Here is a 14,960-nt window from a genome sequence, read left to right on the forward strand (position 1 = left end):
CTCAAAATTTAGCAGCAATAATTATCATCCGCGATCGAGCCACTAAGTAGAACTAACTAAGCTAGGTTGAATTAACAGCATAAAGAGTGGCTTTATCGCCGCTATGACTGGTAGATAACGCAAAGGGTAACGGCTGGTTGTCGCTATTAGAAACAGGTATGATACTAGCTTTAGTAATAATCAATAATAATGTAGCTTCCTATGCCTAAATTAGATTTTTCAGCTTTGAACAAACAGGCTGCTAACTCGTTTCAACAACAACGAAATTTGATCAAAAAAGTCTGCCGCGGTGATAAGGTGTTGTGCCAACATTGCCAACAACCTCTGGCATTAATACCAGCCGAAAATAAGGTCGCAAGCATCCGTTGCACTAAAGGCTGTACGACGATTGAATTAGAGTTAGATTAACCTGACTACAGGTTAGCACCGCAGGATATGCTTTATCCTACGGTGTTTCTTGCTGCTTTTTCTTATGATTATTTTTTGCGATTGTTTTTGCGATTGTTTTTGCGATTGTTTTTGCGGTTAAGCATTTAGACTTGGCCTAAAAACTTAAGTAACCATTTCATTACGGCTAGATCATCTACCTTACCATTGAGCGAGCTTGCACCGGTTTCAATAACCGCAGCAGGAATGCGATCACGTCGAGCATTCATCAGCGCCAATGAGTACTGACGACTGAACTCTGGGTGCCCCTGAATACCGATAAAGCACTGACCCACTAGAATCATGCTATATGGACAAAAGTCACTGCTCATTAACACTGTCGTCGCTGGCGGTAATTCAACAATTTGGTCTTGATGACTAACAATTAAATTGACATTGTTGGGTGCTACTGACATCCAGTCAGGACGAACCTGCACCTGACTTTCAGCAATGCCAATACCCCAACCTTTGGCTGATTTTTCAACCTGACCACCTAACGCCTTTGCAATCAGTTGATGGCCAAAACAAATACCGACCAATGCTTTATTAGCTTGGTAAAGCCGCCGGATAAAATCTTCAAGCTCACGGATCCATTCCTGGTCATCGTTTACGCCACACTTACTACCGCTCGTCATATAAGCATCGCACTGATCAATGTCACTGGGTAACTGTTGGTCAATTGCTGAAAAATAACGTATTTCTACTTGCGGTTCAATCTGGCCCAAGATATCACTAAACATCTGTGGATAATCGCCAAACTCGTTACGTAAGGCGGGCTGGACCTGATCGCATAATAGAATGCCTAGTATCATAATAACTCCTTTGCTCGGTGAAGCCTTTCTCTTGATCTTAGTATTAGGCTGATCCATCCATAAACCAGCCATTATTCAAGTACGGTTCAAGTTGAATTTACAGCTCGCCACTAATCGCCGCCACACACAACGCCGTATATTGCTCGGCACTAAATGTCATAGGATTACCACCCGCTGAGGGGTCGCACTCAGCCATTTGACCCACTTTGTCGATCTGCGCGTTATCAATGCCAATCTCGGCCAAAGTATGCGGGATTTCAAGCTGCTGACGCATGGTCAGTACCCAATTTAAAAAACCATCAAAGCTGCTGTCTTCCAGCTCTAAATAACGCGCTAAACGCTCAATGCGCGATTCAATGGCACTGCGGTTAGCTTTTAGAACATAAGGCATCAAGACTGCATTAAGCAAACCGTGGTGACAGTCATAAAGCGCGCCCAATGGATGAGCTAGCGCATGCATGCCGCCTAACCCGCGCTGAAATGCGGTAGCCCCCATAGTCGACGCTACCATGACCTGAGCCCGAGCTTCTAAATCGGTGCCATCGGCCGTCGCGCGTGGTAAATAGTTTTTGACCAAACGAATAGCCTCGAGCGCAATGCCTTCTGCCATCGGATGAAAATATGGCGCGCAGTATGCCTCTAATGCATGTGACAACGCGTCCATGCCGGTAGCCGCGGTAATGTGCGCTGGCAAACCAACCGTTAATTGGGGATCTAAAATAACGATTGCTGGCAACATATTAGGGTGGAATATGATGCGTTTAATCTGCTGCTCAGTATCAGTGATCACCGAGGCACGCCCAACTTCAGATCCGGTGCCTGAAGTGGTAGGGATCGCCACTACCGGTGCCATACTTTCGGTGCGAACATGGGTCCAGTTATCACCAACATCTTCAAAGTCCCACAATGGCAATTCTTGACCAACCATTAAAGCAATCGCTTTGGCAGCGTCAAGTGCCGAGCCGCCACCCAGTGCAATTACGCCATCGTGTTCGCCGCGCCAATAAGCCGCAACCCCATCGGTAACATTTTCGCCCGTTGGGTTACTTTTAATCTTGGCAAAGATATCACAGCGCAAACCACCCTTTCGACAGTCAGCTAAAATTTGCTGGACCATCGGCAATTGCGCCAATCCCGGATCGGTAACCAACAATGGGGCGCTCATACCCAGCTCCAGACATGCGCCAGCAAGTTCTTTAACACGGCCAATACCGTGACGAATGTTAGTCGGATAATTCCAATTAGCGTTAAATTTATTAAGGTCCATCTCAGCTCCCTATTATAAGTTAATCTTTAAATGAAAAGACTTCGGACGGGTCAAGGCTTCATAACCCAAGCTCGACAAGGTACAACCTCGTCCTGAATTTTTAACACCAGTCCACGCCAGAGCAGGATCAAGGTAGTCACAACGATTAATGAAAAATGTGCCAGTCTCAACTTGCTCACCAATCGTGATGCCAGCTTCAATATCTTTAGTAAATACACAAGCAGTTAAACCAAATTCAGAATCATTCATTAATGCGATTGCTTCATTGTCATCAGCCACTTTCATAATGCCAACCACCGGGCCAAAGCTCTCTTGGGTCATTACCCGCATGGAGTGATCAACGTTAGTTAATAACTGCGGTGCCAAATAAGGCGTGCCCGGCTGATCTAAAGGAAAATTAGCGGCATCGATATGCGCGATAGCGCCAGCACTAACTGCTTCGTCAATTTGTCCTCGCACAAAATCAGCCGCCGCGGTTTTAACCACAGGACCTAAGGTGGTCGTTGGATCATCAGAGCGACCAAGCTTATATTGCTTAACGAGCGCTACCGCCTGCTCGACAAACTGATCAAACACCGCGCTGTGCACATAAATTCGCTCAATGCCGCAACATGACTGGCCCGAGTTAAAAAAGGCCCCATCAATGGTCGTTTCAACCGCATGACTAATGTCGGCATCGGCTCTGACATAAGCAGGGTCTTTGCCGCCAAGCTCAAGGCCAACGCCAATAAAACGGCCACTGCTGGCGCGTTCAACCATTGCGCCACCAGCAACCGAGCCCGTAAAGGCAACATAATCTATTCGCGAGTCTTTAATAATATTTTCGGTAGCCGCGTGGCTTAAATGTAAATATTGAAAAATTCCCTGCGGCAAACCAGCTTGCTCAAACGCACTGGCCAGCTGCTCAGCACACAACGGCGTTTGCGCCGAATGTTTTAGCACCACCGCATTACCCGCCATAATTGCCGGAATAATCGCGTTAATAGCAGTCAAATACGGATAATTCCAAGGCGCCACGACAAAAGCGACTCCAAGCGCCTCCCGTTTGATATATCGGGTAATGCCACTCATTGGCTCTAACTCTATAGGCGCCAAGGCTTGCTCGGCCGCATCAATCATATAACGTGCCCGCTCAACCATGCCCGCCACTTCACCTTTAGCGTATTGAATTGGACGGCCCATCATCCAGCACAGTTGCTCGGCGATTTCAGCTTCGTTAGCAATAAAGGCTTCAACCATTCGGTGGCAAATAGCTTGGCGTTCTACTATCGGACACTGGCGCCACTGCCGCTGTGCATGCTTTGCCAACGTCAGCGCCTGCTCTATTTGCTGCGGGTTCGCTAAGGTTCGTTCAACGTAAATCGAATCATCAATCGGTGAACGGGTGATCTGTGTTTGGCTCATATCATTACTCATCTGATTAAATTGAAATAAATGCTTGTGCGCATTACTCAGGCTACAATTAAAGAACTAGGTAAACCGGTTAAAGTAAGCCATGTTACTAGCAGGATGCCAGTCCAAGCCCCCATGGATGGGTTCATGGCGAGTTGAGCGTCTTTAGCTTGGTTACCTCAAGCATCTACATAGCCAAATTAAGTTAAATAATTTCGAAGTAGCGTTCAAGTTCCCAGTCGGTCACGTGTTTACGATATTCACGCTCTTCCCACTCACGAGTTGCGGCAAAATGGGCGACAAATTCATGACCAAATAGCTCTTTGGCAACTTCTGAGTGCTTAAACATAATCGCGGCTTCAAACAGGCTACTAGGCAAATGAATTTCAGTAGGTTGTGGTTGCTCATAGGCATTGCCTTTAACCTGAGGCAATGGCTCTAGTTGATGTTCGATACCATAAAGGCCCGAAGCAAGCGCGGCCGACAAGGCCAAATAAGGGTTAGCATCGGCCGAACCAATCCGGTATTCAACCCGTTGCGATTTTTCAGACCCCGGAATAACCCGCAGCGCAGTGGTGCGATTTTCAACGCCCCAAGTGGCATCTAACGGTGCCCATAATCCTGGCACCATCCGGCTGTAACTGTTGACCGTTGGCGCGACCATCGCTAAAAACTCGGGCATAAATCGCTGCTGTCCAGCCAAGAAATGGCGCTGAGTATCGCTCATATTATATTCTTTGCTGCCATCGTAAAATGCCGATTTCCCATCAAGATCGCACAGCGAAATATGAATATGGCCACTTTGACCCGGCAAGTCTTTTGACCACTTCGCCATAAAGGTCGCCATCATGTCATTGCGCTGGGCCCATACTTTTACAAAGGTTTTAAACAACGCGGCCTTGTCTGCTGCATCGCTAGCATTGTCATGCGCTAGTGCAGCTTCGAGCACGCCCGGCCCGGTTTCTGTGTGCAAACCTTCGATAGGAAAGTCCATATCCTCAGACAGCTTAAGTAATTGATGATACAAATCGGCATGCACCGAGTTACGGATCATCGAATAACCAAAAAAGTCAGGCGTAATCGGCTTTAAATTTCTAAATCCCTTCTCACGCACCGAGTCCGGCGTTTCATTAAACATGAAAAATTCATATTCAAACGCGGCAGTCACATCAAAACCTAGGTTTTTAGCCCGTGCCAGCGTTTTTTGTAATACTGCTCGCGGACAAACAGCTTCAGCACCATCACTAAACTCGGCAATGAATAGCAACATATCGCCTTCAAATGGCACCGAACGGCAGCTGCTTGGAATAATTCGCACCGGCGCATCAGGATACCCAGTATGCCAACCGGTATAGGTAACATTGTCGTATAACTGATCTTTAGAGTCCCAGCCCAACACGACGTCACAAAAAGCAAAACCACTATCAAGCGACGAGAAAAACTTCTCTTTGCTCATGTACTTACCACGCATCACACCATCAACGTCGAACAAACCTACCTTAATATGAGTGAGGCCACGTTGCTCGATAATATGCTTGGCATCAGCCACGGTCTTAACAGTCCTTGGATCTATCATAATCTTTCCTTATCGCAATTGGCCAAGGCCGAGGGCCTCAGCCAATTAACTTTAATTAAGCTCTGATTCGGCTTGTGAAATAGCGGCAAACTCTTCTTCTGGTACCTTGCCAACCAAGTGATGACGACTATATAGCGCAAAATAAGCGACCAAAATAGCGTAAAACACCCCAGACCATAAGGCCGCTTCCAGACTAACAACAAAGGTACTAATGAACGCAATAATCGCTAACACAAAGGCTATGCCCGTGGTGACGACACCACCCGGCGTACGATAAGGGCGCTCTAAGTTAGGCTCTTTAATGCGTAAAAGAATGTGCGACAACATCATTAAGGCGTATGAAATCGTGGCGCCAAATACCGCCATCGTAATCATTAAGTCGCCTTCGCCGGTTAACGACAGTAAAAACCCGAAAATACCTGGCACAATCAACGCCATAACTGGCACTTTCCGATCGCCAGTCACCGATAGAAAACGCGGTAAATAACCCGCACGTGACAAGGCAAATACTTGGCGAGAATAAGCAAAGATAATAGAAAAGAAGCTCGCGACTAAACCAAACAGACCAACGATATTAACGAACGTGGCAATGGCTGAGTTTTCACCATAAACAACTTGCAGCGCGCCAACTAACGGTGCCCCATGATCTTTCATCATGTCAGAACCTGCCACGCCCGGCGCGATAAACAAGACCAAGGCAGCAAAGACTAATAAAATGGCCATTGCAGTAATAATGCCACGCGGCATGTCTTTACCCGGATTAGTGGTTTCTTCAGCGGCTAACGGCACCCCTTCCACGGCAAGGAACAACCAAATTGCAAAAGGAATCGCACTCCAAATTCCGATATAGCCCTCGGGTAAAAACTTACTCGCGCCAACCGCGCTTTCATTAACCGCAATATCAAATAGGTTATTGGCGTCAAAATATGGAATTAAACCCAAAGCGAAGACCAATAAAGCAATCACCGCAATACCGGTAATCACCATCATTATTTTTAGCGCCTCACCCGCCCCGTATAAATGAATGCCAATAAAAACAATATAACAAGCGGCATAAACCATTGGGCCATTAAAGCCAAATATTTCATTGACATAAGCACCAATAAATACTGCGATTGCAGCCGGAGCAATCGAGTATTCTAACAACACCGCGGTACCCGTTAAAAACCCACCCCATGGCCCCATCGCGCGACGCGCAAAACTGTAACCACCACCTGCGGTTGGTAACGACGCCGACAACTCAGCCAAGCCAAATACCATGCAGCTATACATTAACGCCATGGCGATGGTCGCAATCAACATGCCACCAAATCCCCCTTGGGCTAACCCGAAATTCCAACCGGCAAAGTCACCTGATATCACATAGGAAACCCCCAAACTGGCTAATAATATCCAACCGGCAACCCCTTTTTTTAGCTGCCTGTTTTCTAAATAATCTGCTGCGACCTCTTCGTAACCAACGGTTGAGGCACTATTTGTATCTGACATGCATAACTCCCTCTAAATTATTATTATGAGAATGTTGCGACGCGGTCAATTTATCGTCACCGAATTAGCAACCCAAATCGATACTAATACGGCTAAGTTAGTGTTTCAAATAGAATAAGTTAGCTGCCCACTCTTAGTATAAGTAAAACTAATACTAGCTAAAAAACATTAAATATCAGTTAGTAACCTAAATAAGAGTGCTCTAAAAATCAGAACTTTCGGATCAAAAAATAGAAACAAAGACCATTAACCAATTTTAATTTGCTCTTTTAGCCAAGCTAAGTGGTGATTAATGTAGTTGGTAAATTCCCCAGCCAAAATAGCCTGACTATCGTTCGCTATAATTTTTGGTAATTGCCACAGCCCGTTATCGCGACTCACTAGCACCAAGTTTCTAAACAAAGAATCGCCGGGTAGGGGCAAACAAGTTACGTCTTTATTGCTAATGCCGTTTTGAAATAAACACAGAGGCGTTGTGATGGTCCAGCCTAGACCAGCCGCCACAGACGAGAGAATAGCGAAGGTATTATCGAGTTTTAAACACATCGGAGGGTCAATCTGCGCTCGCTTTAAGTAACGCTCTACCGTTAAACCAATTAATGAATCGCTGCTGTAACGGATAAAGCCCAATTGCGCCACCAGCTGACCTAAATCTTTAAATTCAATAGATTGCGATTTAGGCACCACGAGCACAAATGGTTCACGCAAAATGCGGTAACGACTTAAATTATCATGCTGCTCCAGCGCGTCGTCGGACAAAATCATATCAACATGGCGCGACATTAACGCATTGGCATGCAAATGAGATAAACCCGTACTAATCGACCAGCCGCTGACATGCTGCTCTACTGTTTTAATTAACGCTGGCGCTAAGGCGGTCACTAAAGAGTCGACCATCGCGATGTTGACATGATTGAGTTTATTGTAATTTGCTTGGCGCATATCGCCGTTCGTTTTACGAGCCTGCGCGAGGATGTTACGGGCGCTGTCATATAAGAATCGTCCGGCGGCGGTCACTTCAAGCGGCCTTACCGTGCGATCGAGCAGTGTAAGCTCCAATGATTTTTCTAAATTAGTTAAGGCTTGCGAAATGGCCGGCTGGGTCGTGCCCATGCGCTCGGCGGCCGTGGTCATGTTACCTGCCTCCACCGTATGAACAAATATCTCGAGCGACCTTAAATCAAAATCAAAACTGCCGATCATCCCTGCTTCTCTCAATCGATTATGCTGAAAAAACAGAGTAAAACATCAGGCGATAAATGCAACAGCGTCATTAGTCTAATGACTAATAAAGTGTTTCTGATAGTTTACTGATTTTATACCGGTTGTTTGATGTGTTAAATCAAAGGTTTTATTGTCTTTTAATTAAACAGACAATTTTAATTTTTTAGCTGCGACATATTGCCGCACTTGCGCAGAACGGTTTGTATTGCCATCAACTAAAATACAAAATAACCATCACATTCAGTCAGATAGAGTTACAACCATGAAAGTTAATCCACTAAGCGCTTTAATATCAAGCCTGTTGTTTGTGCCGCAAGTTTTTGCCAACACCCCAAATCAGTCATCAGATGCGATCGATGTTATTACCATTTCTGCACCACGTATAGTCAACGACAATTCGTTTGCTGATGGTAATTATATTGAACCTGATGTTGCCGATTGGCTTAATACCATTCCGGGTGCCAGTGTTAATAAAAATGGCCCGATTACGGGGATTGCGCAATACCGAGGCATGTTTGGCAACCGAGTTGCCAAGAACATTGGTGGTCACCCAATTGTCAGCGCCGGCCCAAATGCGATGGACGCACCACTGACCTATTTAAACCCAGTGATGATAGAGTCTCTATCGCTTTATCGTGGTATAGCACCTGTTGCAAGTGGCATAGACACCATTGGTGGCGCGGTCGATGTGCAGCTAAAACGTGCGCAGCCTAGCGAAGAGCAAGCCATACACGGTATGGCTCACGCTAATTACAACGAGCACAACGATGCAACAACGCTAAGTGGCAATATCGAGGCCAGCGGCAATAACTTTGCAGCGCTAATTTATGTCAATCAGCAACAAGCAGACGATTATCAAGACGCGGACAGCCGTACCGTAAAATCAACCCAATATGACAAAACTCAAGCAGGCATCGATCTACGCTATGGCAAAGATAATTTAACCCTGGCCACGTCTTGGCATTATGCTAAAACAGATCAAACCGGCACCCCAGCGTTGCCAATGGACATTGATTACATTGACTCAGACCGCATTAATATTGACGGCGAGTATACAGCTGATGATTACCTCCTAACTTGGACCATGGGCTATCAAGATGCCAGCCATGGCATGGATAACTTCCAGCAACGCACTAACCCAATGTCGGCAATGCACCGCTATACCACAGCACAAGCCAAAACTTTCGATTACCAGCTTACTGTGGCCTATCAGCAATGGTTATTTGGGATCGATGGTGTCAGTGCTAAACACAATGCTGATATTACCAACCCGAATAACCCTATGTTTAAGATCACTAACTTCAATAACGTTAAAGATTCACGCCACTCTGTCTTTACCCAATATAGCCAAGAGTCAGAAACGGTTACTTACACCCTCGGCGCTCGTATTAAGTTTAATCACGCCGATGCAGCTAATGTGTTTAGCTCAATGGCGATGCCGGGTACACCAGTGCTAGCATTGCAAACTGCCTTTAATCAACAAGATAAAAGTGTATCTGATACCACCTTTGATTTGGTGGCCAACAACCAATACATTATTAATCAAGACTGGACCTTAATTACCGGTGTCGGCGTTAAGCAACGCGCTCCAAGTTATCAAGAGCGCTATTTATGGCTGCCAATGCAAGCAACAGGTGGCTTAGCTGATGGTAAGACCTACATTGGTGATGTTAACCTAGACCCAGAAACGGCTTATCAAATTGATATTGGTACGCATTATCAGGCAAACGGTATTAGCTTTGAACCCCACATCTATTACCAGAAGATTAAAGATTACATCCAAGGCATGACTGTCGACGCTGCACAAAACCCTAAAGTGATAATGGTTGCTAGTATGATGGGCGATACGTCGCCGTTACAATTTAGCAATATAGACGCTACGATTTATGGCTTAGATGTCAACTGGCGCGCGCCAATCAACGAGGCATTTTCATTAAGTGGCTTGGTTAACTACGTTCGCGGTAAGCACGATGATAGTAACGATAATTTATATCGCATTAGCCCATTGAACAGCCAAATTTCGTTAAACTACTCAGCGGAACAATGGCAAAGTAAATTATCGCTCCATGCTTTTGATAAGCAAAACAAGGTGTCATCATTAAATAACGAAAAAACCAGTGCTGGTTATGCCGTTGTTGACTGGCAGGCTAGTTATGATGTCAATACTGACTTATCGCTTACCTTTGGTGTGACCAATTTATTAGACAAGCAATACCAGCCACACCTGGCCGGATTAAATCGCGCAGGAGGTAGTGAGCTTACCGTTGGCGAGCGCATTAGCGCTAAAGGCCGTGCAATGCACATCGCAATGGATTATCAATTCTAAGCTGAGCCCTTCTCAAAATGACGGTATCATTTGATATCGTCGATTCGGGCTTAACACCCATATGATAATATTTCAGGTACCAGCACTTCCAAATTCCAACCAAACTCCGATCAATCCACTCAAGCCGAAAACTTAAAGATAAATCCGTTAGGGCGAATTTGATTCGAGCTACTTTTAACAGCTTGGTAGCCTCTCGAAATTATTTTTATCAACGATTTAGTTATGCCTGCCCTTTATTTGGTTTTTATTTAGTTAACTTTTAACCAAATTGCTTGAAAGGGTGCTTGATTAAAATAACGAATAAAGGCAACTTAGACCGCTCGATTCTAAAGAATTAATTCATCTGCGCTAATTATCAGTTAAAAAGCGTTGAGCGTATTGATTAACCCTGCATATCATTTTGTTGTCGTTTTTAAATGGATTTATTACGATGAAAAAAATAAGAAAATCGTTATTAGTTACTTTTGATTTTACCCAGCGTGGAAAAACTGGGACAGGCCTTGCCGCGGGAAGTCTCATTTCTGCTTGTCGCCATCACCCACAATACAACACTGAATTTGTCATTGAACATTTGCCTATTTCAATGCAATTCGCCACGCAATCACAACCTAAGGTTGATGACGTCGCCAAGATGATTAACGATAAACTGCCCTTGGCCAATATCGACCGCTTAGCGTTGGCCTGTTATGTCTGGAGCTCGCGCTTAATTGAGCCGTTGATCAAAAAGTGCAAGCAAATGGGCTTTCGCGGCAAAGTGATTTTGGGAGGTTATCAAATTCATGAAGACAGTTGCCGCAAGCTTTATCCGAGCGCTGATTTCTATATCGCTGGCTATGCCGAAGCAGCATTGCCTGAAGCTATTTTAGATGATTTGGCAATTACCAGCCGGTTTATAAAAAAAGACATCGACATGGCGACACTGCCCTCACCCTATTTGGATCACACAATTAGCCTGAGCCAAGATCAAGAGATGATCCACTGGGAAACGCGCCGTGGTTGTGTTTTTAAGTGTAATTTTTGCGCCCATCGTGATTTAACCCATAAAAAAGTTCATTTGTTAGCGATGGATAAAATCAAGCAAGAGCTGGATTTGTTTAAAAGTAAAAACGTCAAAAAAATTAATGTACTTGATCCTATCTTTAATCTCGAACCCAATCATATCGAGATTTTAGAATATGCAATTTCAATTAATTTACAGGCATTGCTGTCTTTTCAAGTCCGTTTTGAAAAGATTAATGATGAGTTTCTACGCTTGTGTTCCAAGCTTAATGTCCATTTAGAATTTGGCTTACAGACAATAGATAAAGATGTAGCGAAAACGATCGAACGGGCGAACAATATGAACAAAGTCGGCAAAGCTATCAAGCTTTTGCAGCAGTGGCAGCAACCATTTGAGGTAAGCCTTATTTACGGCTTACCGGGACAAACGCTCGACAGCTTCAGTGCCAGTATTGATTACCTACAAACTCGAAATGTCGCCATCATAAAAGCATTTCCGTTGATGTTGCTTGAAGGCACTAAGCTGGCTGACGAACAACAGCAATTTAATATTCAACAAGAAGTCATCGATGCCAGTGATATTCCGCATGTTGTCTCTTGTGATAGCTTTACCAAAAGCGAGTGGTTGCAAATGCAACGTTTGGCCCATAAATTAAGCGCATACCAGAATGCTGCATAATGTTCATTATTATATAAGAACTTATACTAACCCCATTAATTACATCTCCCAGAAACAACAAAGCCCCGCGAATGCGAGGCTTTGAACCGGTCAACTGACCCTGAAATACATGCTGAAATTATTCAGCAACAGGACGCATGTGTGGGAACAATAATACGTCACGGATTGACGGAGAGTCAGTGTATAACATCACTAAACGGTCAATACCAATGCCTTCACCAGCGGTTGGTGGTAGGCCGTATTCTAGCGCTGTAATGTAGTCAGCGTCGTAGAACATTGCTTCGTCATCGCCTGCATCTTTTTGAGCAACTTGCTCAAGGAAACGCTGGTCTTGATCTTCAGAATCGTTTAATTCAGAGAAACCGTTAGCAATTTCACGACCACCAACGAAGAACTCGAAACGGTCAGTGATAAATGGGTTGTTATCATTACGACGCGCCAGCGGTGAAACTTCTGCTGGGTATTCAGTAATGAATGTTGGCTGCATTAACTGGTGCTCGCCGGTTTCTTCAAATATTTCGATTTGAATTTTTCCTAAGCCCCAGTTGTCTTTAACATCAATGCCAAGGCCTTTAGCGATAGCAGTTGCTTGTTCCATGTCATTCACTTGCTCAACCGTAGTACCAGGCGTATATTTTAAGATTGCCTCAACCACTGTTAAACGATCAAATGCCTTGCCAAAGTCAAACGAGTTGCCTTGATAAGTAATTTCTGTGGTGCCTTTAACGCTAAGCGCAAGTTCACGTAACATGTCTTCGGTCAAATCCATCAACATGTTGAAATCAGCATAACCCCAGTAGAACTCAAGCATAGTGAATTCAGGGTTATGACGCGTTGAAAGACCTTCGTTACGGAAACTACGGTTAATTTCAAACACGTTTTCAAAACCACCAACAACCAAGCGCTTAAGGTTAAGCTCTGGGGCGATACGCAGGTACATGTCCATGTCTAATGCGTTGTGGAACGTCTTAAATGGACGAGCCGTTGCGCCACCAGGGATCACTTGCATCATTGGCGTTTCAACTTCCATGAAGTTCTTTTGCGTTAGATAGTTACGGATGAATGCAACTACTTTAGAGCGAATTTTAAATACTTCACGTGATTTTTCGTTGGCGATCAAATCTAAATAACGCTGACGATAACAAGTCTCTTGATCTGACAAACCGTGGAATTTATCTGGTAACGGACGTAATGCTTTAGTCAGCAAACGTACTTCGTTACAACGAACCGATAATTCACCTGTTTTGGTTTTAAACAAGGTACCCGTTGCAGCAATAATATCGCCCAAATCCCACTTTTTAAATTCGGTGTTATAAAAGCCTTCAGCTAATAAGTCACGAGCAACATAAACCTGAATTCGCGTACCCATGTCTTGAATAGTCGCAAACGCTGCTTTACCCATAATACGGCGCGTCATCATGCGACCTGCGATAGCAACTTCAACATTAAGCGCTTCGAGCTCTTCTTTGTCTTTGTCGCCATAGGCAAGGTGCAGATCGTCAGAAATGTCTTTACGACGGAAATCGTTAGGGAATGCCTGACCTTTCTCACGCATTGCGTCTAATTTGGCACGACGCTGGGCAACCAATTCGTTTACGTCTACCACTTCTTCATTTGCTGGGCTATTTTGTTCGCTCATGTTTATTCCACTGTTGATCGTTGTTTACAAGCCGCTTTTTAAGCTGGCTTCAATAAATTTGTCTAAATCACCGTCTAATACGGCACCGGTATTGGAACTTTCTATTCCAGTACGTAAATCTTTTATTCTTGAAGCGTCAAGCACGTAAGAGCGAATTTGACTGCCCCAACCTATGTCTGCTTTGCCGTCTTCAAGCTGTTGTTTGTCTTCATTTTGCTTATCAATTTCCAGCTCGTATAACTTGCCTTTTAACTGCTTCATTGCTGCTGCGCGGTTTTTGTGTTGTGAGCGATCGCTCTGACACTGCACCACGGTATTAGTCGGCAAGTGAGTAATTCGGATCGCCGAATCGGTCTTGTTAACGTGCTGACCACCAGCGCCTGACGCGCGGTAGGTATCAATTCGTAAATCAGCCGGATTAATCTCTATTTCAATATCGTCGTCAATTTCAGGATAAACAAACGCTGAACAAAACGAGGTGTGACGACGCGAGCCTGAGTCAAACGGCGATTTTCGCACCAAACGGTGAACGCCACTTTCAGTACGCAACCAGCCGTGGGCATATTCACCACTAAACTTAATTGTTGCGCCTTTAATGCCAGCAACTTCACCGGCAGACACTTCCATTAATTCGACCTTGAAACCTTTGGCTTCACCCCAGCGTAAATACATCCGCAAGACCATATTAGCCCAATCTTGCGCTTCGGTACCGCCAGAGCCAGACTGAATATCCATGTAGCAGTTATTAACATCATTAGCACCACTAAACATACGACGAAATTCGAGTTTTTCCAACTGTTGCTCTAAGCTTGCAAGCTCTACGACGGCTTCGTCGAACGTTTCCTGATCGTCGGCTTCAACCGCCAGCTCAACCAAACCTTCGACATCTTCAAGCCCAGTTTCCATCCGGTCGATGGTATTAACTATCGCTTCAAGATTAGCGCGCTCTTTACCTAAGGCTTGCGCTCGTTCCGGCTCGTTCCATACCGCTGAGTCTTCAAGTTCTTTAGTAACCTCGATTAACCTTTCGTTATTTTGGTCGTAGTCAAGATACCCCCGAAGCACGTCGGAACGTTGACGTAAATCGTCGACTTTGTATTTAACTGGATTAACTTCGAACATTTGAAAATAC

Annotated in this window: 11 protein-coding genes; 3 read left to right on the forward strand and 8 right to left on the reverse strand. The window is 44.8% G+C overall.

The window, feature by feature from the left end; genetic code table 11:
• The first annotated feature begins 201 nt into the window (after positions 1-201).
• On the forward strand, positions 202-408 hold the full coding sequence (locus tag HRU23_11545; protein NRA54769.1) for a hypothetical protein: 207 nt from the start codon (positions 202-204) through the stop codon (positions 406-408).
• Between the two features lie 125 nt (positions 409-533).
• Here the strand turns inward: HRU23_11545 and HRU23_11550 are convergent, their stop codons facing one another.
• The 6 genes from HRU23_11550 to HRU23_11575 all read right to left on the reverse strand — a co-directional run bounded on the left by HRU23_11550 (position 534) and on the right by HRU23_11575 (position 8,164).
• Positions 534-1,238, reverse strand: a complete 705-nt coding sequence (locus HRU23_11550; GenBank protein NRA54770.1) for a GMP synthase — start codon at positions 1,236-1,238, stop codon at positions 534-536.
• 97 nt (positions 1,239-1,335) lie between these two features.
• Positions 1,336-2,505, reverse strand: coding sequence for an iron-containing alcohol dehydrogenase (locus HRU23_11555; GenBank protein NRA54771.1), 1,170 nt, complete (start codon positions 2,503-2,505; stop codon positions 1,336-1,338).
• Between the two features lie 12 nt (positions 2,506-2,517).
• Positions 2,518-3,909, reverse strand: a complete 1,392-nt coding sequence (locus tag HRU23_11560; GenBank protein ID NRA54772.1) for an aldehyde dehydrogenase family protein — start codon at positions 3,907-3,909, stop codon at positions 2,518-2,520.
• Positions 3,910-4,102: 193 nt separating this feature from the next.
• Complete coding sequence (locus HRU23_11565) at positions 4,103-5,473, reverse strand: glutamine synthetase (GenBank protein ID NRA54773.1); 1,371 nt, start codon at positions 5,471-5,473, stop codon at positions 4,103-4,105.
• A gap of 51 nt (positions 5,474-5,524) precedes the next feature.
• On the reverse strand, positions 5,525-6,961 hold the full coding sequence (gene eat, locus HRU23_11570) for an ethanolamine permease (GenBank protein ID NRA54774.1): 1,437 nt from the start codon (positions 6,959-6,961) through the stop codon (positions 5,525-5,527).
• 246 nt (positions 6,962-7,207) lie between these two features.
• Positions 7,208-8,164: a LysR family transcriptional regulator gene (locus tag HRU23_11575; GenBank protein NRA54775.1), complete on the reverse strand. Its 957-nt coding sequence runs from the start codon at positions 8,162-8,164 to the stop codon at positions 7,208-7,210.
• Between the two features lie 283 nt (positions 8,165-8,447).
• On the opposite strand from HRU23_11575, the gene HRU23_11580 reads away from it, so the two are divergent.
• The gene (locus tag HRU23_11580) at positions 8,448-10,511 is read left to right on the forward strand and encodes a TonB-dependent receptor (protein ID NRA54776.1); all 2,064 of its coding nucleotides are present in this window, start codon (positions 8,448-8,450) and stop codon (positions 10,509-10,511) included.
• 430 nt (positions 10,512-10,941) lie between these two features.
• Entirely contained in the window at positions 10,942-12,189 is a 1,248-nt protein-coding gene (locus tag HRU23_11585) for a radical SAM protein (GenBank protein ID NRA54777.1), read from the forward strand.
• A gap of 118 nt (positions 12,190-12,307) precedes the next feature.
• Here HRU23_11585 and lysS read toward each other — a convergent pair whose 3' ends face one another.
• Both lysS and prfB read right to left on the reverse strand, forming a co-directional pair.
• Complete coding sequence (gene lysS, locus HRU23_11590; GenBank protein ID NRA54778.1) at positions 12,308-13,828, reverse strand: lysine--tRNA ligase; 1,521 nt, start codon at positions 13,826-13,828, stop codon at positions 12,308-12,310.
• A 24-nt stretch (positions 13,829-13,852) separates the two neighbouring features.
• Entirely contained in the window at positions 13,853-14,950 is a 1,098-nt protein-coding gene (prfB, locus tag HRU23_11595; GenBank protein NRA54779.1) for a peptide chain release factor 2, read from the reverse strand.
• Positions 14,951-14,960 lie beyond the last annotated feature (10 nt).

The organism is Gammaproteobacteria bacterium (assembly GCA_013214945.1).
Taxonomy (GTDB): Bacteria; Pseudomonadota; Gammaproteobacteria; order Enterobacterales; family Psychrobiaceae; genus Psychrobium.